Genomic DNA, 21,222 nt, shown 5'->3' with positions numbered 1-21,222 from the left:
TCCGTCTTGAGGAAAGCCGTCATGAAGGAAGAAAGACCCCTGCTGGAGGCCCGGCAGGTGTTCAAGGGATTTTTCGGCAATCCCGTTTTGAAGGGCGTCGACATCGCCCTTTTCCCGGGCAGGGTTCACGCCCTGCTCGGAGAAAACGGCGCCGGCAAGTCCACGCTGATCAACCTGTTGTCCGGTGCTCTCCAGCCCGACAGCGGTTCCATCGTCGTTGACGGCAAGCCTGTCGGTCGCTTCAGCCCGGCGGCTGCGCGTGCGGCTGGCATCGCCGTGGTTCAGCAGGAGCTGAGCCTCACGGCGAATCTCTCGATTGCTGAAAATATCGGGCTCGGCGCGTTTCCGCGCCGGTTCGCCCTCATCGATTATCAAGTGCTTCATCGCGGTGTGCGGGAGGTCTGCGACATGGTGGGGCTTACCGAGCCGATCGATATGCCCGTTGCCGATCTCGCGCTCGGCCGCCGTCAGATGGTGGAAATCGCCAAGGCACTGTTCCGCAAGCCGCGCGTGCTCATTCTGGACGAGCCGACCTCGTCGCTTTCCGCTCACGAAGCCGGCATCCTTGCCCGCCTCATCGAGACGCTGAGGAAGCGCGGCATCGCACTTCTCTATATTTCTCATCGCCTCAATGAGGTGCAGGCGCTCTGCTCGCATGTCACGGTGCTGAAGGATGGCGGCGTCACGGCAGACCAGTCGCTATCCGGCATCGATGGCGAAGGGCTGGTGCGTCTCATGGTCGGCCGCGAGACCGGCGACCTGTTCCCTCCGCGCCCAGTTTCTACGCCCGGTGCGATGCGCATCAGCGTTGAAGGCTTTTCCGCCGGCATGGTGCGCCATATCGGCTTCTCCGCCCGCGCCGGCGAGATCGTCGGCATTGGCGGGCTCGTGGGGCAGGGGCAGGAAGACCTGTTGCTCGGCCTCTATGGCGCGATTCCGGCCGCGGCTGCCCGAGCGGAAATTTGTGGGAAACCCGGCCTGCCCGCCCATGTCGGCGAGGCAAATGCGGCTGGCATCGTCTATGTCCCGGCCGACCGCAAGCATGAGGGGCTGGTATTGCCTCATTCTATCGCATCCAATCTCATCCTGCCCTCCCTCGGACGGCTCGCCAGCAAGGGGTTGCGCGACCTGCAGGCCGAAGACGGCCTGGTCGCCGATCTTGCGCGCCGCCTGACGATCAAGGGCGATACGGCTCGCCCGGTGCAGGCGCTTTCCGGCGGCAATCAGCAGAAGGTGGCGCTTGCCAAATGGCTGCCGTTCGATCCGTCCGTCCTGCTCCTCAACGATCCGACGCGCGGCGTCGACATCGAAACCAAGCGCGAAATCTACCTCATGCTCCGTGCCTTCGCCGCGGAGGGACGGCTCGTGATCCTGGCGAGTTCCGACACGCCGGAGCTGGTGCATCTTTGCGACCGCGTCGTGGTTCTGCTCGAGGGGCACGTCGCGGCAACGCTATCGGGCGCTGCGATCAGTGAAGGGGCGATCGTCGGCGCGGCCATGGGCGTCACGACACAGGGAGTCGCAGCATGAGCGCAGTTTCGTCCTCCGGCAGGCTCTATGGCTTGATCCAGCTTCGCCGCAACCGCGGGCTCGGTGGCCTTTATCTGGTCGTCTCCGCTTTTCTCATTCTCTACGTCGTGCTCTTTCCGGGCATCCTTTCCATCAGAGGCTTTTCGAAGTTCACGCAGAACTGGTTCCCGCTGGCGCTCGTCACCATGGCGCAGGCAGTGCTCATGCTGAACGGCGGCATCACGCTGGCGATCGGGCCGCTCGTGAGCCTTGGGGCCGTGATCGCCGCAACGACGATGGAAGGGACGCTCGGTGTGCCCGGCGGCATTCTTGCGGTCGCGCTCGCCGGCCTTGCGATCGGCGCCGTCACCGGCGCCATCGTGACGCATCTGAGGCTGCCGGCGATCATCGTTACGCTCGCCGGCTCCTTCATCATAACCGGCGTCGCGCTCATTCTGCTGCCGCGGCCGGGCGGCTTCATTCCCGACTGGCTGTCAACAACGCTTGCCGGCGATACGCCCGTTGCCTTCGTGCTGCTCGTCGTGACCGTGGTGCTTTGGAAAGCCTTTCTCGCAACGCCGCTCGGCCTCGGCATCTACGCGGCCGGCGACAACCCGATCGGCGCATTTCGCTCCGGCGTTCCGGTGGAACGGGTGAAGGTCGTCGCCTTTGCGCTCTCCGGTCTTCTTGCAGCTTTGACCGGGCTCTTCGTCGCTGCGCAGACCGGGTCGGGCGATCCGGTCATCGGTACGCCCTTTACGCTGAATTCGATCGCCGCCTCCGTGCTCGGCGGGGTCGGCTTCCTTGGCGGCAAGGGCACCATGCGCGGCGCGATCTGCGGCAGCCTGCTGCTCTCGGTCATGATCAACGTCATGTTCTTCCTGGGTTTTCCGCCGGTCGCGCAATATGTCGCGCAGGGGCTGATCATCGTCGGCGCGGTCGCGGTTCCGGAACTTCTCGCACAATGGAAAGCAAGGCAATGAACATCATCAGGACAGCATTTCGCAACCCGCCGCTCCTGACCTTCGTTCTGGTCTCGCTCGTCTGGATCGTCGCAAGCTTCCTATTGCGTGGTTTCGGTGCTTACGGCCACCTGCGCTATCTGCTTGAACTCGCCGCGGTGATCGGCATTGCGGCGGCCGGCCAAACGCTGGTCGTCCTGATGGGAGGCATCGATCTTTCCGTCGGCGCAGTTATCACCGTCACGGCGATCCTGCTGCCGCTGATCTCGCCCGCCTGGGATCACACAGGCTTCATCGGCATCGCGACAGCACTCGCCATCGCTGCCGGCATTGGCCTCATGAATGGTGCGGGTGCCGCCTATCTCCGCGTGCCGCCGATCATCATGACGCTTGCCATGGCGACGTTCCTGCAAGGCCTGCTCGTCATCATTGCCGGCGGCAGCGCAGTCACCGTCAGCAATCCGGCGGTCATTCTGCTCGGCCAGGCGCGGCCGCTCGGCATTCCGGCGGGCATCGTTCTTTGGCTTGCCGTCTCGGTTTTCGTCCTGCTGCTCATTCATCGCATGCCGACCGGCGCACGTTTCCTGGCGCTCGGAGCGAACCCGCTGGCTGCCCGGCTTTCCGGCGTCCGCGTCGAACGCAACACGCTGCTTGTCTATACGCTATCGGGCTTTTTCGCAGGCCTTGCGGGCATTCTCGTGCTGGGCATGAACCGGCAAGGTTATGTGGGCATCGGCGATCCCTATCTGCTGACGTCGATTGCGGCCGTCGTGCTCGGCGGCACATCCATTCTAGGTGGCCGTGGCACCTATGCCGGCACTATTCCGGGCGCGATCCTGCTTGTTACAACGACGGCGCTGATCACGGTCGTCAACGCTTCGCCCGGCTGGCGGTCCATCATGTTCGGCACGCTGATCCTCGCGCTTCTCCTCGTATCCGGCCGCGAGGCGCGCAGATGACCGGATGCTACGACGGGCCGTTGATCGACCCGCATCATCATCTCTGGGACCTTTCGCTGGAGCGCCATCCCTGGCTTCAGAAAGCGCGGGCGACCAGCGGGGACACAGCTTTCGGAAGCCTCGCACCAATCCTGCGCAACTACGGCATCGAGGATTATCGCGCCGACGCTGCGCGCCAGAACGTGATTGCAACCGTCCATGTCGAGGCCGGTTGGTCCGATGCGCATCCACTGGAAGAAAGCCATTGGCTGGATGGCCTCGACCGCAGCTCCGGCGTCGCACACCGCTATATCGCGCGGGTTCCTCTAGACGCACCGGACGCGATGCGCCTGCTCGACTTGGAAGCGGCGAACCCAAACGTCGTCGGCATCCGTGACATCGTGAGCTGGCATCCGGACCCGGCGAAAAGGTTTGCCCGGCGCGCGGATCTCATGAGCAATCCGGCCTGGCGGAAGGGGCTTGCCCATGCTGCGCGGCTCGGGCTGGTGTTCGACCTGATGCTTTATCCGTGGCAGATGAAGGATGCGCTCGAGCTCGTGCGCGCTTTTCCGGAAATGCTGTTCGTGCTCAACCACGGGGGAAGCCCGATCGACCGGACGAATGATGGCATGGCGCTCTGGCGTCATGGCCTGCGGGCGCTTGGCGATGAACCGAACGTGCGCCTGAAGATTTCCGACCTTGTCGCTTACGACAACGAATGGACGTTCGAAAGCCTGCGGCCGGTGGTCGAGCATTGCCTCGATTGTTTCGGCCCGACGCGCGCTATGTTCGCAAGCGATTTTCCAGTGGCAGGCTTGTATGCCTCCTTCGACGAAATCTATCGGGTCTTTCGCGCGGTCGCCGCACAGTTGTCTATCGATAAGCAACGCGCCTTGTTCTTCGCCACCGCCAACGACACCTATCGTCTCGGTATAGCTGATCCGGCCGAGGCTCGAGGAGGCTGCCATGCCTGACCTTCATACTCCAATGGAAGTCATGCTGATCGATGACCGGGTGCGCGGTTTTCCGCCAGGCCATCCACCGCTCCCGCTCGCTGCGATCGGCAAGCAGGGATGGAGGCCATATGACGGCAGGATGGCCCTGCCACTGATCTCGCTCGACCGGCAGGCCTTCTCCAACAATGTCGAATTGATGATGGCCTATGTGAAGAGCCACGGCGCGGAAATTGCGCCGCACGCCAAGACACCAATGTCGACGGCGCTATCGGATGCGCTTCTACAGGCAGGCGCCTGGGGCTCGACGGTCGCCGACATTCGCCAGGCCGCCGTCCTGCTCAAAGCCGGACAGCGCCGTCTGATCCTCGCCAACGAGATCGGCGGGGTCGCCGCGGCGCGCCGGCTCGCAGCGGTGCTCGCCGATTATCCTGATGCGGAATTCCTTATTTTCGTGGATTCGACGGCGCTCGTCGATGCTCTTCGGTCCGCATGGGGAGAACGCAAAGATCTGCCGCCGCTCGGCCTGATGGTAGAGTTCGGCGCCGGTCGCGCCGGTGTTCGCAATATCGACACCGCGGCTGAAATTCTCGATGCAATCGTTTCGGCCGAGACGCCGACCTTCCGGCTGACCGGCGTCGCCGCTTATGAGGGCGCCGCCGCAACTGCCAATGCGGAAGAGACGATGCGTCGGATTGACGTGTTGATGGCAATGACGGCTGACTTCCTGCCGAAAATGCGCGCCCGCATAGGCAACGAGCGGCCGCTTCTCGTCACGGCTGGCGGTTCGATCTTTTTCGACGTGGTCGTTGCGCGGCTTTCAGCCGCCGTTGCGGGCGATCCAGCCTGCCATCTCGTGCTGCGGAGCGGCGCGATCTTCTTCCATGATCACGGCGTCTACGAGCGTGGCCTCGCCGGCCTCGATGCACGCGGCGGCTTGCGCATCGGCGCCAAGTTGCTTTCTGCGGCGGCGGGTTTCCGTCCCGCCCTGCGGGTCTGGGCCGAAGTTCTGTCGCGGCCGGAGGCCGGGCTTGCGATCTGCGGCATGGGCATGCGCGACGTGGCGATGGATCAAGGCATGCCGCGGCCGCTCGCCCTTTATCGCAACGGTGCGCGGCTCAACGATCTTGCGAGCGCTGAAGTTCTCCGCCTCAACGATCAGCACGCCTTCGTCGCGCTTGCGGAGGGCAGCGATGTTTGTGTGGGTGACGTGATCGAGTTTGGCATCTCTCATCCCTGCACCTGCCTTGACCGGCACGCAATCCTCTATGGCCTCGACCCGGATCATTCGGTAACGGCGGCCTATTTTACCAGCTTCGGCTGAACCTCCCTTCCAAAGCAAAGAAAGGAAAGAACTGACATGATCCAGCGTTACCAGAAAGGTTCGCGTATGAGCCAAGCCGTCAGCTACGGCGGGCTCGTCTATATTGCCGGTCAAGTCGCGGAAAATCGCAAGGCGGGCGTTGAGGATCAGACCCGCGACGTACTCGGCAAGATCGACGCGCTTCTGAAAGAAGCCGGCACGGACCGCTCCCGTCTCCTCGCTGTCAACGTCTTCCTGCCGGCGATCGTCGACTTCGAAGCGATGAACGGGGTTTATGATAGCTGGATAGACATCGAAAACCCGCCGGCCCGCGCCTGCGTCGAAGCACGCCTCGCCGATCCGGACCTGCGCGTCGAAATGACGGCGGTCGCGGCCCTCTAACGGCAAGGCAACAGCCCGGACTGGAGACATCATGCACAGCGGCCTCGTCAATCCCATCGACTTTTCGCGCGAGGGCCGACAGGCCGGCCATCTCGCCATTCCCTATTCGATCGACCGTTCGCCCTATTATCAGATCCGCATACCGGTTCTTCGCCTGAAGAATCGCGAGGGGCCGTCCCTGCTTCTGATGGCCGGCAATCATGGCGACGAATACGAGGGCGAACTCCAGCTCGGGCGGTTGATGCGCCGGTTGCAGGTGGAAGAAATCCGTGGTGCCGTCACCATTCTGCCAATGGCGAACCTGCCGGCAGTGATGGTCGCCAGGCGCTGCTCGCCCTTTGATGGCGGCAATCTTAATCGCGCATTTCCCGGCGATCCGACCGGGACGCCGACGGCGCGTCTTGCCCATTTTCTCGAACACGACCTCTTTCCCATCCACGACGTCGTGCTCGATCTGCATTCGGGCGGCACATCCATGGCGCACCTGCCCTGCACGCTGATCGAGCGGCAGGCCGACGCCGCCCGCTTTGAGCGGTCGGTGTCTCTGATGCGCGCCATGGGCGCCTCGCATGCCTTCATCGCGGATAACGGCCCGACAGCGCCGACATCGATGGGCGCTGCCGGACGGGCAGGAAGCGTCGGTCTGTCCGGCGAATTCGGCGGCGGTGGAACCGTGACGCCGGAGACGATGGCATTTACGGCGGCGGCCATCGACCGGCTGCTGATTGCACTCGGCATCGTCGATCGCCCGGTTCTGTCGCACGTATCACTCACCGAACCGGGGCCGTTGCAGCTTCTGTCATTGTCTCGGCACAGCCAGGGCATCTATGCGAGCCATAGGGGCTGGTTCGAGCCGGCCGTTGCACTCGGTGCAACCGTTTCCGCCGGCGATCTGGCCGGTTGGTACCATGACCTGGAGCGTCTGGAGCAGGCAGAGGAGGAGCTGCGCTTTGCGGAGAGCGGGATCGTCATTTCCCATAGGCTGCATTGCGACAGCCAGGCCGGCGACTGCCTGATCCAGGTCGCCGAACCCATCTCATCCTGAGAAGAGGGATCAGGTGATCGCGTCGACCGCGGCCTTGACCCAGTCGAGGCGCTTTGCCGGTATCAGGCCGTAATTATAGAAGTTGACGCCGTCAGCGCCGGCATCAACGGCCGCCTTGGCGCGTGCCGCAAGGATCGCCGGCCCGTCGACTTCGGGATAGAAGACGCGCAGGCCCACGCCGAGGAACTTTTCCGGTCCGATTGCCGCCCGCCCGCCCTGGATGACATCGGCGACGGTCTCCGGCTCCATGTCATAACAGCAGAGGATCGCCCCATCACATAGCTTGCCAGCCGCGGCGAGATCGACGCCGCCGAGCCAGCCGTCCTTCAGGTCGATAAGCACGATGCGTGTCGCCGGATCGGCTGCGGCCTTGATCTCTGCGATCAGGCTGGTCACCGGTTCGCTGCGCCAGGCGAGATAAGCGTAGAGCTCCGGATGGTCGCGAAACGCATCAATGCCGGCGGCCGGAAAGTCCGGAAACTGTTGTTCCGGAACAGCCCGTTCGCAGAGTTCCGCGATGAAGCGGGTGACCGATCTGCGCGCGCCTTCGACCGGCACGCCGGCCTTCGTGGCGCGCGCCGCGCAATGATCGCAGAAGCACAGCGACAGCAGGAAATCGTCTTCGGCGTTCAGGCCGACACCGTCTTTCTCGTGATGATACTCGTGCGCGAATCCCATGAAATTCGGACTTTCGAGTTCCACCATATCCGGCCGATAGTTGGTGATGTCGCGAACGAGGGTGACGGCATAGGCGCGCGCCGCCGGGCTCGATGGGCAGAGACTATAGTAGTTGGGGTTGCCAAAAGCGTTCCGCGTTACGTGGTTTGGATGCAGCATGCCGAGGCGGGTATTGTGCAGGCAGACAGTCCAGCAGGAGACCTTGAGGCCGGTCGTGTCGCGTCCCCTAGTGAGCGCTTCCAGCATATCGCCGCGCTCTGTCACGTTCGTGGCCATCAGCGGCCGGATCAGCTTGTCCTGCCATAGTCTTTCATCCGGCCGGAAGTAGACGGTTCCGTCCTCGGGAAAATAGGCTTTCTGTCGCGGGCTCCTCGGCTGAAAGAAGCGGCCGGCGTGGTAGGAAATTGCCATGCTGACTGTGGTGAGGCCGGCGCGGCCGCTGAGGTCGGCGGCAAGCGCCTCAAGCCCCTGATCCTGGATGTCCCAAGAGTAAGTCCACATGGAAAGATGCATAGCGTGCTCCCGTTCGTCCGTCCATTATTTAGAACATGTGTCGATAATAGTGTCCAGACCATCCTTGGCCGCGACCGGCTGCGGCACGCTTCCCTAGTGATCTTGTTTGAAGAGCAATCCAGCTATCGATGCTCAGATTGCGGTAAAGCCGTTGTCGACGAAGAGATGGATGCCGTTGACGAAGCTGGATTCGTCCGAGGCGAGATAGAGGGCAGCACGGGCCACATCTTCCGGCTCCCCGATCCGGCCTTGCTGCGCCGCGATTGCCGCATCCGAAACGTCAACGCCGAGGGCCTGCAGTTCGGCCACCTCGCGCAAGCCGTGCGGCGTGCGGATAAAGCCCGGGCAGACGGCGTTGCATCGAATATTGCGGTCGCGGAACTCGACGGCAATGGCGCGGGCAAACATGTGCACAGCGCCCTTCGTCGTATCGTAGAGCACTTCCATCGGCGTCGCGGCAACCGCCGAGATCGATGATGTGCAGACGATGGAGCCACCGCCGGCGGCGATCATGCCTGGAAGCACCGCCTTAGTCATCAGGAACATCGAGCCGACGTTGACGCCGTGCAACCATTCCCATTCTTCCAATGTCGTTTCGAGAAACGGTTTGATGACGATAGTGCCGGCGTGATTGAAGAGTACGGTCACGGCACCGAAACGGTCCTCAATGCCTTTGACCGCTGCATTGACCGCTGCCTCATCCGAAACATCGGCGACCCAGTAATCGGCGATGCCGCCAGCATCCTGGATGGTCCGCACCGTCTCCGCGGCCGCATCGCCGTTGCGGTCGATGATCGCAACCTTCGCGCCCTCCGCCGCAAACAAGCGTGAAGCCGCCCCACCCATTCCGGTGGCTCCGCCCGAAATAATGGCGATCTTGTCCTTGAGCCTGTCGGTCATTTGTTCCCCCTTGTCGTTGTCCGTTAATCCCGCAAGTCCTCGAACTTGCCGACGTCATCCCGGAAACTGCGCCCGGATTTCTTTCGAGGCAAGCCCGTTGGAGGAAGCAATCTCGAAATCCTCATTCGTGCGTCAGGCGAATCCGAGCTCATTGTGAAACGGTAGCGCACGTGCTGGCGCTCCGCAGGTTCGGAACGCCTGAGGAGCCTGTGGAGGCGGAGGCTGGATCGATCATATCGTAGTCCGGTGTGCGCCAGCCTCGCGCATCGGTGCGGGCAGGGTTTCCCAGGCCCGGATCAGTTCCCCGATGGAGGCAGCCTCCATTTTGTGCATGACATTGCTGCGGTGCAGCTTGACCGTCACTTCGCTGATGCCGAGATCGAAGGCAATCTGTTTGTTGAGGCGCCCGCGCGCCACTTCATGGAGAACCTCACGCTCGCGCTGCGTCAGCGTCTCGAGGCGCTCGATGTTGCGCTTGGCGACGGCGGCTTGCACCCGTCGTTCGGCATCCATCGCAATGCCGGCGGTCACCGCGTCGAGCAATGTCTGGTCCCGCACCGGTTTGGTGAGAAAATCCACCGCGCCGGCCTTCATTGCTTCGACGGTCATCGGAATATCGCCATGCCCGGTCAGGAAGATGATCGGTTTGGGGTTGCCGTTTTCGGTCAGGTGACGTTGCAGATGGAGACCGCTCGCTCCTGGCATGCGCACATCGAGGATCAGGCAGCCGGGATCGTCCAAGATATCGGCATCGAGCAATTCGCGGGTCGAGGCAAAGCTGACAGGCCGGAAACCTGCCGACAGGATCAACTCGGACAGCGCCTCCCGAACGGCTGCGTCGTCATCGACAATAATGACGAGCGGCTGATCTTCTTCGCTTCTGCGCTGCGGTGATGACGGCGCTGATCTCCGCCGGAAAGAATGTTCAACTCTCATCTCACCCTCCATCTTTCGATTTGTGTAAAGCATTGGCAATGGCCGCGAGCAGGGCCTGGGCATCGAATGGCTTCCGGAAAAATCCGCTGATGCCCTGAGCGCGGCCCTGATCCGCTATTTCGTGGCGGCCCGTGATCAAAAACACCGGCAGCTCCGGCCGCAATTTTCTCACCAGATCACGAAGTTCGAAACCATCAATCCCAGGCATTCCGATATCGGTGATGAGCAGGTCGAGGTCCGCCAGCCCATTGACGAGCAACGATCCGGCCGAAGAGTACCCGTGGGCCACATAGCCTGCGGATTCCAGAAGGTCGCCCACCGATTCCAGTAGTCTTGGATCGTCATCAACGATCGCCACAACATGTCGTGTCTTGTCCATATTCAACTTCCTCCCACGCGGCGCGAGTGGGTAATCGGTATTTCCAATCTCTCCGCAATACGCACGAGATCGGCGAGCGACGCCGCCGCCATTTTCTGCATCACGTTCCGTCTATGGATTTGCAGCGTGACTTCGCTGATCCCGAGTTCCGCGGCTGCCTGTTTGTTGAGAAGACCGCTGACGACGAGCGGCAAGACATCGCGCTCTCGTGGGGTCAGTTCGAGATAGCGTTGTCTCAGCATGCCGAGTTCGGCGCGCTCCAATCTCTTTTGCCGATCCTGGGCGATCGCGGCGTGGATGGCGGCCATGAGATCCGCGTCGCTGAAAGGTTTGGTCAGGAAGTCTACGGCGCCGTGCTTGATCGCACGCACCGACGATGGAATGTCGCCATGTCCGGTGATGAAGACGATTGGCGGATGATCGCCCTCTGCGATCTGCCGCTGCAAATCGAGGCCATTGATATCAGGCAACTCGACATCGAGGATGAGGCAGGCGGGGAAATCCGGTTTGTCCGCGCGCACATAGTCGCCGGCCGATCCGAAGGCGATGGCGCGCATGCCGTGCGACTCCAGCAAGTCGCCGAGCGCCTCCCGGATGCGTTCGTCATCGTCCACGATGAAGACAATATGGTCGTCAATCGTCATTGCGCTGCCTTCATTCAATCGGCAAGGTGAAAATGAACGTCGCTCCACGCGGTTCATTCTTTTCCGCCCACAATCGTCCGCCGTGCAGCTCGACGATCGAGCGGCAGATCGCCAGCCCCATGCCCATGCCATTTTCTTTCGTCGAAAAGAACGGTTCGAATATTCTCTCGGGGAATGCTATCCCGTGACCGCGGTCGCTGATCTCGGTCTGCACGACATCGCCCATATGGCGCACGTGGATCCCGATCACCCTATCGTCTGCACTGGAATCCATCGCATCTATGCCGTTGCGAATGAGATTGATCAGAACCTGCTGAATTTGGATGCGATCAACCGCGATGAACGGCAGGCCGCCATCGATCTGCACGTCCATCCGGACGCGATGCCGCAACGCTTCATCGGCCATGAGGTTGCGTGCTTCGTTGATGATGTTCGAAACGGCGGTATGAATCCTCGTGTCGATGGATTGCTTGAACAGGGCGCGAATGCGGCTGACGACGTCAGCCGCTGAGTTGGCATCGCGGATGATGCGCTCCACCGTTTTTTCCGCCCGCTCGATATTTGGCGGTTCGGCCATGAGCCAGCGCTGGCATGCATGCGAGTTTGCAACAACGGCCGCTAAGGGCTGATTCACCTCATGCGCGATGGAAGCCGAAAGCTCGGCAAGGCTAGCCGCCTGGCTCGCTCGCGCGAGGCCTTCCCGCGCACGTTGCAGCTCTTCCTGAGCGCGAACTTCACCATCGATATCCATGCAGATGACGTTCCACTGCACGATCGCGCCTTCGGGATTGCGCATCGGGGCGGCGCGTGTCTCGATCCAGCGATATTCGCCATCGAACCGCCTCAGGCGATGCCTGCGCGCATAAGGCTCGCCGGTGGCTAGGCAATGGGCATAGCTCTCCTTGACGCCCTGGAGGTCATCGGGATGGACTCCGGCATCGAGTGTGCCGGCCAGCCGGGATTTTCCGGTTCCGTCCAGATCTTCGAGTTTGTAACCGAGGAAGTCACGGAGTTGCGGATTGCGATAGACCGGCTCCCCGTCGGGAGCGGCGCAATCGATCATTGCGGGCAGCGTTTCAACGAGCTGCCAGAGCGAGCGCTCCCGGGTGCGCAATTCTTCCTCGATGCGCAGTTGATCATCGATGTCATGCGAGAGACCGTACCACTGGACGATTCTGCCGCTTTCATCGCGCAGCGGCTCCGCGCGGCCCGACATCCAGCGATAGACCCCATCCGCACGACGCAGGCGATAGGTCAGAGAAAAGGTCTCGCCCGTGGCGAGCGAGCGGTCGAGCGTTGCCGTCAATCGCCCGACATCGTCGGGATGGACGAGAGATGCTATGACGGCGGCGAGGCTACTCATTGCCGGCCCCCCATCGGTATCCAAACCGAAAAATTCGATCATGCGTTTGCTGAAGAAAACCGGCTCGCCCGTTGGACTTAACCGCCAAAGCAGGCTCGGGACCATGTCGACGAGCTGCGAGAATTCCCGCTCCCGGTTGCGCAATGCTTCCTCGGCCTTCTTGCGCTCTGTGATGTCAATGAAGCCGACCAGGCTCTTGTCGGCCACGGCGCCGGGGCGGGCTGTCGTGAAAAGGACGTCGATGACGCTGCCGTCCATTCGGGCTACTTTGGTTTCTTCCTGAAAGATCTCCTCACCGCGGTAACGGGCCTCGATGGAGCGGCGTATTGTGGCAATGCCCGGCTGCCAGTAGCGGGTAATCGGCGCATACATCTCCTCAGTATTCTTGGCGCGGAACATCTCGATGATGTGTCGGTTGACTTCTTCAACTTCCAGGGCTTCCACGGCACGCGGCAGGAATTCCGGGTGCTCGTCTATATAGGTTTTAAGTTCCATCACGCCTTGCGCCCGCAGTTCCTTGAACAGGGGTATCAGTTTGCCGGCATCCACCTGGGCCAGCCCGATCGGCATGTAATGGAACAGGTCTCGGTAGCGGCGCTCGCTTTGCCGCAAGGCCTCCTGTGCGGTCTCCAGGTCATCGATGTCGAGGCAGACGCCATACCACTCCACGATCCGGCCCTCCGGATCGCGCAACGGCTCCGCGCGCCCCTCGGTCCAGCGATAGTTTCCGTCAGACCGATACTGACGATACTTCATTGCGAAGGGGGCACCTGTCTCAAACGAGCGCGCCAGTGCCTGTCCCACCGCCTGCCTGTCATCCGGGTGGACATCGGCCAGGGATCGCGATCCGTCGGGCGCTGTCAAATCTTCCAAGGTGACGCCGACCGTATCCATCAGCCGCTTGTTGATATATGACAGCGTTCCTTCGGGCGTCGCGCTCCAGATGAGCGCGGGGACGGCGTCGATCAGTTGCCGCAACTGCCGCTCGCTTTCGCGTAACGCGTTCTGCGCACGCACTTCATCGTCGATGTCGATGGAGATTGCGAACCATTGCACAATGGCTCCACTCTGATCCCGCAGCGGCTCCCAGCGGCCGTCGACCCACCGGTAAGCGCCATCGGCGCGACGCATGCGATATTTCATGGAGTCGGGCTCGCCGGCGGCAAGGGAGTGGCGAACCGTTTCCAGCAGGCGGGGTGAATCTTCCGGATGGACGAGAGTCGTTATGGCTGCCGCAAGCCGGCTCATGCCAGGCTTGTCCAATTGCGCCACCTCCTTCAAACCGAAGAAATCAAGCAGGCGCTTGTTGAAGAAGGTCGGCTCGCCTTCTGGCGTGAGGCGTCTGATTTGCACGGGCACCATGTTCACGAGCTGCGAAAGCTCGTTTTCCCGCTCACGCAATGCCTCCACGCTTTGACGCAATGTGAGCAAAGCTAGCTGGTGCTGCCGGGATATGGCGGCCACGATGAGCGCTGAAAATGCCGAGATCGCCAGAAAAAGCTGCAGCATGATTTGCCTGTGCTTCTGGGACTCGGGATCGCCGGCAAATTGACTGGCACCGGATATCGTGAATATCGCCGTGATGAGGGCGAGTAGCGTCAAGGTGACGGCGGCGCCTTTGAACTCGAAGCGCACCGCGGCCCAAAGCAGAGGTGGCATGATAATATAGCCGAAAGGCAGAAAGCCGCTCAGGGAAAGGGCGGCGACGCCGAGAAAGATCAGCCCCACGAGGCAAGCTTCCAGCCAGCGCGCCGGCGAGAGCGGGGCTTCACCGCGCCAGTTCTGGAACACGACCAATGCGAGCGGCGCAACGATCAAGACGCCCGTGGCATCTCCGATCCACCATAAAGGCCAAGCTGTCGTGAAAGATTGCGATTGCATGGCAAACCAGGCAAGCGTCGCACTTCCTATCGTGGCACTTACGACCGGCGCAATGACGGCAGCAAATACGACGAATGCGAGAACTTCCTGCAAGGTTTCCAGCCGCACAGGACGCCCGCAAATGCGGTTCACAAGCCATGCGCCGACAACCGCTTCAAGAGCATTGCCGGCATAGATCAGGAGGGCTGCGGGCAATGGACTCTGGAACCACAGATTGCTGAATAGTTCAGCCAGGCACCCCGCGAGCACCCACCACGGCCAGCTTTGCCTGGGGGCGAGAACAAGCGTGGCGATGAAAAGCCCGCTCGGAGGCCAAATGGAAATACCTGTTCCGGGCACGATTGCGAGCAATTGAGCGAAGGCGCAGCCCAGAACATAAGCCACGATGAAAAGCCCTAGATGCAGGACCTGAGGGCGGGACGACCAGACACGCATCATAGGCTGCTCCTGCGGGGCAAAGAAAGCCTGGGATCGCCAGCGTTTCGAGTGGCTAATCTCGATATCGGGACTGACGAGCCCATGTCGCACCCTAATCTCGCGACCACAGCGCTGCAACTTATGGAAATCCATGTATTGATGGACACGTGCCGGCTTTGCGGTTCGTATGGCGAGATATCTGGCGGAATGCGCGTAGCGAGCGCGCTAAACCATGCAAAGCTTCCATCTTTGCCTTGGTGCCTATCGCCAGTTTCAGGCTGGATGGATCTCCCAGGCAATCTGACGTTCAGCCGTGACGAGAACGTCAACATGTGGACGACATCCTGGGACGCAGTTTCTTTGACCTCGGCAATGCTGACCACGAACGCCGCAAAATACGGTGCTCTGTCGGTTCCCGAAGGTGAAATCCACGTGAAGTGGTCGCTTGAAACCGGAACAAAAGGCCGGACTTACCTGAATTGCGAGTGGCGGGAGAAGAACGGGCCGCCCGTGACGGTACCAGCACGCAACGGCTATGGCACGGAATTGATCGAGGGCACCGCTGCTCATTTGGGCGGAGAGGCGGAACTTGTCTATGACGTCGGTGGTTTGGCTACAACGATCAAACTCCCGATGTGAGGATCTGATGAGCGGACCTGCGACAGGAGATGATGAACGCAGGCGCCTCATCCTTATCGTCGAAGACGAGTTCTTCATAGCGATGGACCTAAAGGCAGCGTTGATCAGGGGAGGCTTTGGCGTGCTCGGACCCGTCAGTTCGGTCCAGGGCGCCGTTGATCTCCTGCAAAACAAGCGCCCAGATGCAGCAGTCCTTGATGTCAATCTTGGCGATGGAAAGGTGACGCCTGTCGCAGTTCTATTGTAATCGCTGGGCGTACCGTTCGTCCTCGCCAGCGCCTGCGAAAGCTCTGAACTTGCCCAGACTGCAATCCTCGCCAGCGCAGTAAATGTTGGAAAGCCGACCGAGACGAAACGCCTGCTCGATGCGATCCAGGCTCTTGGGATATAGACCGGCAGCCGCATGCGGCTATGCAGGATTTCGAAGACGCTGCCATAAGAGCAGATAGAACACCCCGGGATCTACCGCCTGTTCATCCAAGCCAATACCGCGGCCCTGGCCCTTTGCGCCCCGCCACATCAGCGGGGTTCGCCAAGTTGCAGCGGTCGATCGACAGGCAGCCGCAACCGATGCACTCGGTTAGTCCGGAGCGCAGGCGCTGCAATTCGGCTATGCGCTCATCGATGCGCTCTGCCCATGCGCCAGACAATTGCGACCAATCCCGACGCGACGGCACGCGATCGGCGGGCAGCCTGGCTAGCTCGGCGCCGATCTCCTCCAGCGTGAGACCGATCCGCTGTGCAAAGGCGATGAAGGCGATCCGGCGCAAGACGGACCGGTGATAGCGCCTATGCCCCGAGCCGGCGCGCTCGGATGCGATCAGCCCGCGCTCCTCATAGAAACGCAGGGCTGACGAGGCAATGCCGCTGCGTCGCGATACGTCTGTGATGGTCAGCATCGAATCCATGCACAAACAAAAGCACGATTCCCGCTTGACTTCAAGTTAACTTGAACTTGTAGCAATCGTTCGTACCCATTGAAGGAGCACCGGCAATGCAGACGAATATTGATCTTCAAGGACTTCGCGTGGCGGTCACGGGCGGAACTTCCGGGCTCGGACTGGCGCTTGTGCGGCAGCTTGCCGCGAAAGGCGCGCGTGTCGCCTTCGTCGCTCGCACGGCCGCGAATGTCGAACGCGTCGCATCCGAGACGGGCGCACATGGCATCGTCGCCGATGTCGGCAAGAAGGACGACATCTATCCCATCGCGATGCAGGTCACTGCCAATCTCGGCGGGGTCGATGTCCTGATCAACAACGCATCCAGCCTCGGTCCCACCCCTCTGGCGCTTCTGGCCGATACTGAATGCGAAGAGCTGGAAGCGGCGCTTGCGGTCAACCTCGTCGGCGCATTCCGGCTGACCAAAGCGTTGTTCGGCGCGCTTGCCGCGTCCGCGCGCGAGGGCGTCGGTTCGCTGATAATCAACATCTCCAGCGACGCGGCGGTCAACGCCTATTCCGGCTGGGGCGCTTATGGCGCGAGCAAGGCCGCGCTTGCCCATCTGACGGCGATTTGGGACGAGGAGGCGAAGCCCGACGGCATAAGGCTGCTCGCGCTCGACCCCGGCGATATGGACACCCCGCTTCACGCACTGGCGGTTCCCGACGCCGATCCATCGACTCTGAAAGCCCCCGAGCTCGCCGCTGCGGAGATCATTGAAAAGATGGTCAACTCGTTGCCGATCCGTGCTGAGCTCATGGCTGGGAGACAAGCATGATTGCCGCCGACCGTTCAGACCGGTACTCCGCCAAGCTGTTGGTCGTCGAGGCTGATGGCACGATGCGCCACCTGCCGCGCAGCGGGCTCGCGGCGCTGTTTAATCCCGGCGATCTGGTTGTCGCCAATGACGCCGCGACCTTGCCTGCCAGCCTGCGAGGCACGCATGTTGCGAGCGGCGAGGCGATCGAGATCCGCCTGGCGGGCTGGCTATCACTTTCCGATCACACACGCTTGGTGGCGATTGCCTTCGGCCCGGGCGACTATCGGACACGCACGGAAGACCGGCTGCCACCGCCTGCGCTGGCAATAGGCGACGCCCTCCGGCTCGGTCCGCTTGAAGCAGTTGTCGAGCGCCTCTTCGACCATCCTCGGCTTGTTGAACTGCACTTCCTCGGTAACCGCGCAGCAATGTTTGCGGGGCTGGCGCAGCACGGCCGGCCGATCCAATATGCGCACGTTCCCGAGCCGTTGGCGCTGTGGGATGTTTGGACGAAAATTGCCGCCCGGCCGCTCGCGTTCGAAGCGCCGTCAGCGGGCTTCGCCTTGGACTGGAAAACCCTGCAGGGCTGGCGCCAGCGCGACATCGGGTTCGCAACGCTGACGCATGCCGCGGGCGTTTCTTCTACGGGCGATCCCGCGCTTGACTCGCGCCTTCCCTTCGATGAGCCCTATCTCATTCCCGAGCGCACGGCGGCGCAGGTTGTGCGCGCGAAACACCGCGGCGCCCGCATCATCGCGATCGGCACGAGCGTCGTGCGCGCGCTTGAGGCAGCCGCCAATGCCGACGGCAGCGTTCGTGTTGGCAATGGCATTGCAACAGGCCGCATCGCGCAGGACACGCCGCTCCGTGTTGTCGATACGATTCTTACGGGCGTCCATCAGCCCGGCGAAAGCCATTTCGAACTCCTGCGCGCTTTCGCCGATGACTCCCTCCTCGCCAAAGCCTCCGCAGCGCTTGCCGCGGGCGGCTATCGCACGCATGAATTCGGAGATTCGGTATTGTATAATTTGCCAACCACTGCCGCCGCCGGGGCCGGCGAAAGAAAGCCCGAGGAAGCACCGTGATGCTCGCAGCCTGCCCAAGCTCAAAAGCATGCCCTGTCATGTGACGAGGTTCATCGCCAGAAACGCTTCGCGTCCAGTACGTGGTCAAGCGAAACCTGCGCATCGTCTATCAAAGTATCCTTGTCCGTATGGGAGAGAACGCTATCGGAGGCTGGATGGTCAGTTAGACCATGCTTGCTCAGAACGTTAGGCCCGGTTGCAAGATCGTTCAGTGCCCCAAGATGGTCCTGAAGCTTCTCCATCGCGCCGATAAAACGCCGATGTCGACGGACGCCACGCTTGTTGTCGAACAGCGATCCGAAGAACTCGGCCGCATAGCGCAGCTTCTTCGCGTCCTTGCGCGCCTCATGGCGTTGGTAATCGTCGACCTTGGCGAGCGCCTGCCCGTGTTTCTTCAGCTTCTTGCGCATCCGGTTGAGCGCAATTTCGGCAAATTCCGACGCCTGCAGGCCTCGAACGTCCTCAGTCTGCAGAAGCGAAAGGTATTCGCCGCACCGAAGCCATTCGTTGAAGTCCAGCATGAGCGCGCGGGCACGACTGGAGTTCAATCCCTCGACCACATCGTCGTAAGTCGCCTCTCGGGCGTCCTTAAGCCGACCTCGCAGGTCGGGATCCGTCGCCTTTGCCAGCAGCACATCCAGATTGCGGCCCTCTCCAAGAACTCCCGCCAGCCAGCGGAACTCGTCTTTCAGCCGTTGCGGCTCGTCGCCCGGAAGCATCTGCTTGAACAGCGAAAAGTCGGAGCGCAGGCGACGCAGCCCTACGCGGGCCTGGTGCAGTGCTTCAGCGTTTCGCTGTCGCAGCAGAACGTCCTCATTGAGACGAAAGTGCCGGAAGCACGAGGCGGCAATTGTTTGAAACGCATCGGATGCATGCATATTCTGATCAAGGTGGACAGGCTCCGCCTTGAACAACGACTTCTGCTGGTCGATCAGCGCGAAACCCTTTTCCGCCTTGGAACGAACGCCAAAACGAATGGGAGCGACCGCTTCGATCTTGCGCGCAAATACGAATAGGTCTTTCTCGTTGCCGTCCTTCAACTCAAGCTCGGCTTCTCGTACGGCACTGTTCCTGTCACCGGAAACAACCGATCCCTGGTCGATGACCACCTCAATTCGAGAACCATTTTCCTCCACGGTCCGAACGCGCCTTTCGATTTCCACGTCGAAGGCGGGCGACACGGCAAGTTCCTCACCGAACTCGGCTTTCAGCGGACTGGAATCGTCGACGATCGGCTCGTCCCCATCGATAGGCATCTCCCATTCCGATCTGGTAAAAATCGACTGGTTTTGGCCCACCGCTTTCACCGTCTGAACATGGACATCACCGGTCCGGCGGACGCGAAGGGTGAATCCCTTCTGACGAAGCTTGTGGTCGCCGGTGTCGAAATAGGTTGAAGTCTGTTTCAGCACCTTGTCGGGATTGGTGAGGGGGTTGAACCCCAGCAGCCGCCTTGCGGCTTTGGTCGAAAGTTCAAGCTTCAGTTCGATTTCGGACGGCATCGAAGACCTCCGGCGCGGATTGAGAGCCCATAAGAACCTATAACGCCTCAAGCGTCGATTGGTTCAGCGAAGTCACTCCTTTATGCGCCATTGATGTGCGCTGAGGGCTTCGATGAAATTCCCTTCCTATTCGGCCCCGGCGTTCCATTCTCGGTAGGCCAGGTGAAGCTTTGCTCCGATCGTGGTCAAAGGCTGTGGCGGCAGGGATGTCGGAGCGGCCAGTTGGCGGTAGACGCGGCCAAGTTCGGACTCGTGCCCCAGAGCAAGCTCTGCGGCGGCGATACCAGATGCCGTGGAATTCGAGGCTCCAAGGCCGTTGCAGCCGCATGCTGCGAAGACATTGCGTTCGATTTCCCCGAAGGCCGGGACGTGATTGCGCGTGATCGCCATCGCGCCGGCCCACCGATACTGCATTCCGACATCCCTTAACGCCGGGAAACGATGGGAGAACTTTCCATCGTGCAGCCGGCCGGCCCTGCGAATTGCGGCGTCACTGACTTCGATGCCCGGGTTATAGCTGTAGCGCGACCGCACGAGGATTCGATCACCGCCAGCAGTGGGGATCCGTCGCACCGTGGTACCCATGGGCAAAGCGGGCGTGGCTGCCCACTTCCGCTCGCCGCCCAATCGTGACGGATCGAATTCCTCGGTGAGGGACGCGTAGGTGAAGACATGCAGCAGCCGTCCCCGGAAGAAGCCGAAGCTTTCCGCATGTCCATTGTTGGCCATGACGATCTTGGCCGCCTGCACCGAGCCCTGCGGCGTCTTCACCAGCCAGGCTTTACCGTCGCCTTCGAAGGAGAGGACGGGTGTGCGCTCGAACAGCGAAACAGGTTCTTTCAGGCAGTCGGCGACGCCACGTATATATGCGGCGGGTTGGACGATGACCGTGCCGGGCGTAAAGAGACCGGAGGTGAAGGCTTTCGATCCCGTGACAGCCTCCATCTCGCTGGTCTTGAGAAGCCGATGGACTTCGCCCATTTTCGATAGCTGCCCGGAATAGGCCTCCAGGTGCTTGTCGCCGTCCGCGCTCATCGCCACGCTATAGCGTCCGCAGTGATCGAACACGTCCTTGCCCCAACCGTTCTCCTCCGCCATCTCCGTGGCCAGGGCAATCGCCGAGCGCTGTATCACGACGGACTGCCTGAACTTGGCTTCCGAGTCGCCGCTGAAATCGTCGGAGGAAACCTCGTGGGGTAGATCGATGATGAACCCCGAGTTCGCGCCCGCCGGTCCTTCGCCGACGACGCCAGCCTCAAGGACCGCTACACGGGCGGTAGGGTCCAGTTGCGAAATGCGGCGCGCGGCGGAAAGCCCTGCAAAACCTCCTCCGATAATCGCGATGTCGGCAGTAACGGGTCCGTTCAAGGCAGGTCGTGGCATGCGTGGCGGGAGCGTTGCGACCCATCCCGAGACGCCTGCGCGTTTCGGAAGCCTGGACGCCACGAAGATATTGCTCGCGGTTTGAGTCACG

General features: G+C 61.5%; 20 protein-coding genes. 11 read left to right on the top strand and 9 right to left on the bottom strand.

What is annotated here, in order from left to right; genetic code table 11:
* Positions 1-21: 21 nt before the first annotated feature.
* From QDY28_RS13930 to QDY28_RS13900, 7 genes are read left to right on the top strand one after another with little or no spacing between them, the layout of a single operon-like run.
* The gene (locus QDY28_RS13930; RefSeq protein ID WP_331382278.1) at positions 22-1,530 is read left to right on the top strand and encodes a sugar ABC transporter ATP-binding protein; all 1,509 of its coding nucleotides are present in this window, start codon (positions 22-24) and stop codon (positions 1,528-1,530) included.
* The gene (locus tag QDY28_RS13925; protein WP_331382277.1) at positions 1,527-2,492 is read left to right on the top strand and encodes an ABC transporter permease; all 966 of its coding nucleotides are present in this window, start codon (positions 1,527-1,529) and stop codon (positions 2,490-2,492) included. The genes QDY28_RS13930 and QDY28_RS13925 overlap by 4 nt, the downstream gene beginning before the upstream one ends.
* On the top strand, positions 2,489-3,430 hold the full coding sequence (locus tag QDY28_RS13920) for an ABC transporter permease (RefSeq protein ID WP_331382276.1): 942 nt from the start codon (positions 2,489-2,491) through the stop codon (positions 3,428-3,430). Before QDY28_RS13925 ends, QDY28_RS13920 begins: the two co-directional genes overlap by 4 nt.
* Positions 3,427-4,383, top strand: a complete 957-nt coding sequence (locus QDY28_RS13915) for an amidohydrolase family protein (RefSeq protein ID WP_331382275.1) — start codon at positions 3,427-3,429, stop codon at positions 4,381-4,383. Before QDY28_RS13920 ends, QDY28_RS13915 begins: the two co-directional genes overlap by 4 nt.
* Positions 4,376-5,686, top strand: coding sequence for an alanine racemase (locus tag QDY28_RS13910; protein WP_331382274.1), 1,311 nt, complete (start codon positions 4,376-4,378; stop codon positions 5,684-5,686). The genes QDY28_RS13915 and QDY28_RS13910 overlap by 8 nt, the downstream gene beginning before the upstream one ends.
* A 36-nt stretch (positions 5,687-5,722) precedes the next feature.
* A complete protein-coding gene (locus QDY28_RS13905; protein WP_331382273.1) occupies positions 5,723-6,067 on the top strand; it encodes a RidA family protein in 345 nt (114 codons plus the stop codon).
* A 31-nt stretch (positions 6,068-6,098) separates the two neighbouring features.
* The gene (locus tag QDY28_RS13900; RefSeq protein ID WP_331382272.1) at positions 6,099-7,112 is read left to right on the top strand and encodes a succinylglutamate desuccinylase/aspartoacylase family protein; all 1,014 of its coding nucleotides are present in this window, start codon (positions 6,099-6,101) and stop codon (positions 7,110-7,112) included.
* A 9-nt stretch (positions 7,113-7,121) separates the two neighbouring features.
* On the opposite strand, the gene QDY28_RS13895 is transcribed toward QDY28_RS13900, so the two are convergent.
* From QDY28_RS13895 to QDY28_RS13870, 6 genes are all read right to left on the bottom strand, one after another.
* Positions 7,122-8,303: a hypothetical protein gene (locus QDY28_RS13895; protein WP_331382271.1), complete on the bottom strand. Its 1,182-nt coding sequence runs from the start codon at positions 8,301-8,303 to the stop codon at positions 7,122-7,124.
* Positions 8,304-8,435: 132 nt separating this feature from the next.
* Complete coding sequence (locus QDY28_RS13890; RefSeq protein WP_331382270.1) at positions 8,436-9,203, bottom strand: SDR family NAD(P)-dependent oxidoreductase; 768 nt, start codon at positions 9,201-9,203, stop codon at positions 8,436-8,438.
* Positions 9,204-9,434: 231 nt separating this feature from the next.
* Positions 9,435-10,139 carry a response regulator transcription factor gene (locus tag QDY28_RS13885; RefSeq protein ID WP_331382269.1) on the bottom strand — a complete coding sequence of 235 codons (705 nt, stop codon included), beginning with the start codon at positions 10,137-10,139 and terminating at the stop codon, positions 9,435-9,437.
* 1 nt (position 10,140) lies between these two features.
* Complete coding sequence (locus tag QDY28_RS13880) at positions 10,141-10,518, bottom strand: response regulator (RefSeq protein ID WP_331382268.1); 378 nt, start codon at positions 10,516-10,518, stop codon at positions 10,141-10,143.
* 2 nt (positions 10,519-10,520) lie between these two features.
* Entirely contained in the window at positions 10,521-11,162 is a 642-nt protein-coding gene (locus QDY28_RS13875) for a response regulator transcription factor (RefSeq protein WP_331382267.1), read from the bottom strand.
* A 10-nt stretch (positions 11,163-11,172) separates the two neighbouring features.
* Entirely contained in the window at positions 11,173-14,844 is a 3,672-nt protein-coding gene (locus tag QDY28_RS13870) for a PAS domain-containing protein (RefSeq protein WP_331382266.1), read from the bottom strand.
* 48 nt (positions 14,845-14,892) lie between these two features.
* Here QDY28_RS13870 and QDY28_RS13865 point away from each other — a divergent pair, with 48 nt between their 5' ends.
* On the top strand, positions 14,893-15,462 hold the full coding sequence (locus QDY28_RS13865; RefSeq protein WP_331382265.1) for a sensor histidine kinase: 570 nt from the start codon (positions 14,893-14,895) through the stop codon (positions 15,460-15,462).
* 7 nt (positions 15,463-15,469) lie between these two features.
* Positions 15,470-15,709, top strand: coding sequence for a hypothetical protein (locus tag QDY28_RS13860; protein ID WP_331382264.1), 240 nt, complete (start codon positions 15,470-15,472; stop codon positions 15,707-15,709).
* Between the two features lie 226 nt (positions 15,710-15,935).
* Here the strand turns inward: QDY28_RS13860 and soxR are convergent, their stop codons facing one another.
* Positions 15,936-16,370 carry a redox-sensitive transcriptional activator SoxR gene (gene soxR / locus QDY28_RS13855; RefSeq protein ID WP_331382263.1) on the bottom strand — a complete coding sequence of 145 codons (435 nt, stop codon included), beginning with the start codon at positions 16,368-16,370 and terminating at the stop codon, positions 15,936-15,938.
* A gap of 86 nt (positions 16,371-16,456) precedes the next feature.
* Between soxR and QDY28_RS13850 the strand changes: the two genes are divergently transcribed.
* Both QDY28_RS13850 and QDY28_RS13845 read left to right on the top strand, forming a co-directional pair.
* Positions 16,457-17,179 (top strand): SDR family NAD(P)-dependent oxidoreductase, encoded by a 723-nt coding sequence (locus tag QDY28_RS13850; RefSeq protein WP_331382262.1) that lies wholly within the window; start codon positions 16,457-16,459, stop codon positions 17,177-17,179.
* Positions 17,176-18,246, top strand: a complete 1,071-nt coding sequence (locus QDY28_RS13845; RefSeq protein ID WP_331382261.1) for an S-adenosylmethionine:tRNA ribosyltransferase-isomerase — start codon at positions 17,176-17,178, stop codon at positions 18,244-18,246. The genes QDY28_RS13850 and QDY28_RS13845 overlap by 4 nt, the downstream gene beginning before the upstream one ends.
* Before the next feature lie 50 nt (positions 18,247-18,296).
* On the opposite strand, the gene QDY28_RS13840 is transcribed toward QDY28_RS13845, so the two are convergent.
* Both QDY28_RS13840 and QDY28_RS13835 read right to left on the bottom strand, forming a co-directional pair.
* Positions 18,297-19,748, bottom strand: a complete 1,452-nt coding sequence (locus tag QDY28_RS13840) for a CYTH and CHAD domain-containing protein (protein ID WP_331382260.1) — start codon at positions 19,746-19,748, stop codon at positions 18,297-18,299.
* 126 nt (positions 19,749-19,874) lie between these two features.
* A complete protein-coding gene (locus tag QDY28_RS13835; protein WP_331382259.1) occupies positions 19,875-21,221 on the bottom strand; it encodes an NAD(P)/FAD-dependent oxidoreductase in 1,347 nt (448 codons plus the stop codon).
* Between the last annotated feature and the right edge of the window lies 1 nt (position 21,222).

This window comes from Rhizobium sp. BR 362, assembly GCF_036528765.1.
Taxonomy (GTDB): domain Bacteria; phylum Pseudomonadota; class Alphaproteobacteria; order Rhizobiales; family Rhizobiaceae; genus Rhizobium.
This window is presented reverse-complemented; position numbering and strand designations above follow the sequence as displayed.

Excerpts from the sequence above, each read along its gene's own strand:
- QDY28_RS13930 (WP_331382278.1), top strand. The coding sequence starts at position 22 with ATGAAGGAAGAAAGACCCCTGCTGGAGGCCCGGCAGGTGTTCAAGGGA.
- QDY28_RS13925 (WP_331382277.1), top strand. The coding sequence starts at position 1,527 with ATGAGCGCAGTTTCGTCCTCCGGCAGGCTCTATGGCTTGATCCAGCTT.
- QDY28_RS13920 (WP_331382276.1), top strand. The coding sequence starts at position 2,489 with ATGAACATCATCAGGACAGCATTTCGCAACCCGCCGCTCCTGACCTTC.
- QDY28_RS13915 (WP_331382275.1), top strand. The coding sequence starts at position 3,427 with ATGACCGGATGCTACGACGGGCCGTTGATCGACCCGCATCATCATCTC.
- QDY28_RS13910 (WP_331382274.1), top strand. The coding sequence starts at position 4,376 with ATGCCTGACCTTCATACTCCAATGGAAGTCATGCTGATCGATGACCGG.
- QDY28_RS13905 (WP_331382273.1), top strand. The coding sequence starts at position 5,723 with ATGATCCAGCGTTACCAGAAAGGTTCGCGTATGAGCCAAGCCGTCAGC.
- QDY28_RS13900 (WP_331382272.1), top strand. The coding sequence starts at position 6,099 with ATGCACAGCGGCCTCGTCAATCCCATCGACTTTTCGCGCGAGGGCCGA.
- QDY28_RS13895 (WP_331382271.1), bottom strand. The coding sequence starts at position 8,303 with ATGCATCTTTCCATGTGGACTTACTCTTGGGACATCCAGGATCAGGGG.
- QDY28_RS13890 (WP_331382270.1), bottom strand. The coding sequence starts at position 9,203 with ATGACCGACAGGCTCAAGGACAAGATCGCCATTATTTCGGGCGGAGCC.
- QDY28_RS13885 (WP_331382269.1), bottom strand. The coding sequence starts at position 10,139 with ATGAGAGTTGAACATTCTTTCCGGCGGAGATCAGCGCCGTCATCACCG.
- QDY28_RS13880 (WP_331382268.1), bottom strand. The coding sequence starts at position 10,518 with ATGGACAAGACACGACATGTTGTGGCGATCGTTGATGACGATCCAAGA.
- QDY28_RS13875 (WP_331382267.1), bottom strand. The coding sequence starts at position 11,162 with ATGACGATTGACGACCATATTGTCTTCATCGTGGACGATGACGAACGC.
- QDY28_RS13870 (WP_331382266.1), bottom strand. The coding sequence starts at position 14,844 with ATGATGCGTGTCTGGTCGTCCCGCCCTCAGGTCCTGCATCTAGGGCTT.
- QDY28_RS13860 (WP_331382264.1), top strand. The coding sequence starts at position 15,470 with ATGAGCGGACCTGCGACAGGAGATGATGAACGCAGGCGCCTCATCCTT.
- soxR (WP_331382263.1), bottom strand. The coding sequence starts at position 16,370 with ATGGATTCGATGCTGACCATCACAGACGTATCGCGACGCAGCGGCATT.
- QDY28_RS13850 (WP_331382262.1), top strand. The coding sequence starts at position 16,457 with ATGCAGACGAATATTGATCTTCAAGGACTTCGCGTGGCGGTCACGGGC.
- QDY28_RS13845 (WP_331382261.1), top strand. The coding sequence starts at position 17,176 with ATGATTGCCGCCGACCGTTCAGACCGGTACTCCGCCAAGCTGTTGGTC.
- QDY28_RS13840 (WP_331382260.1), bottom strand. The coding sequence starts at position 19,748 with ATGCCGTCCGAAATCGAACTGAAGCTTGAACTTTCGACCAAAGCCGCA.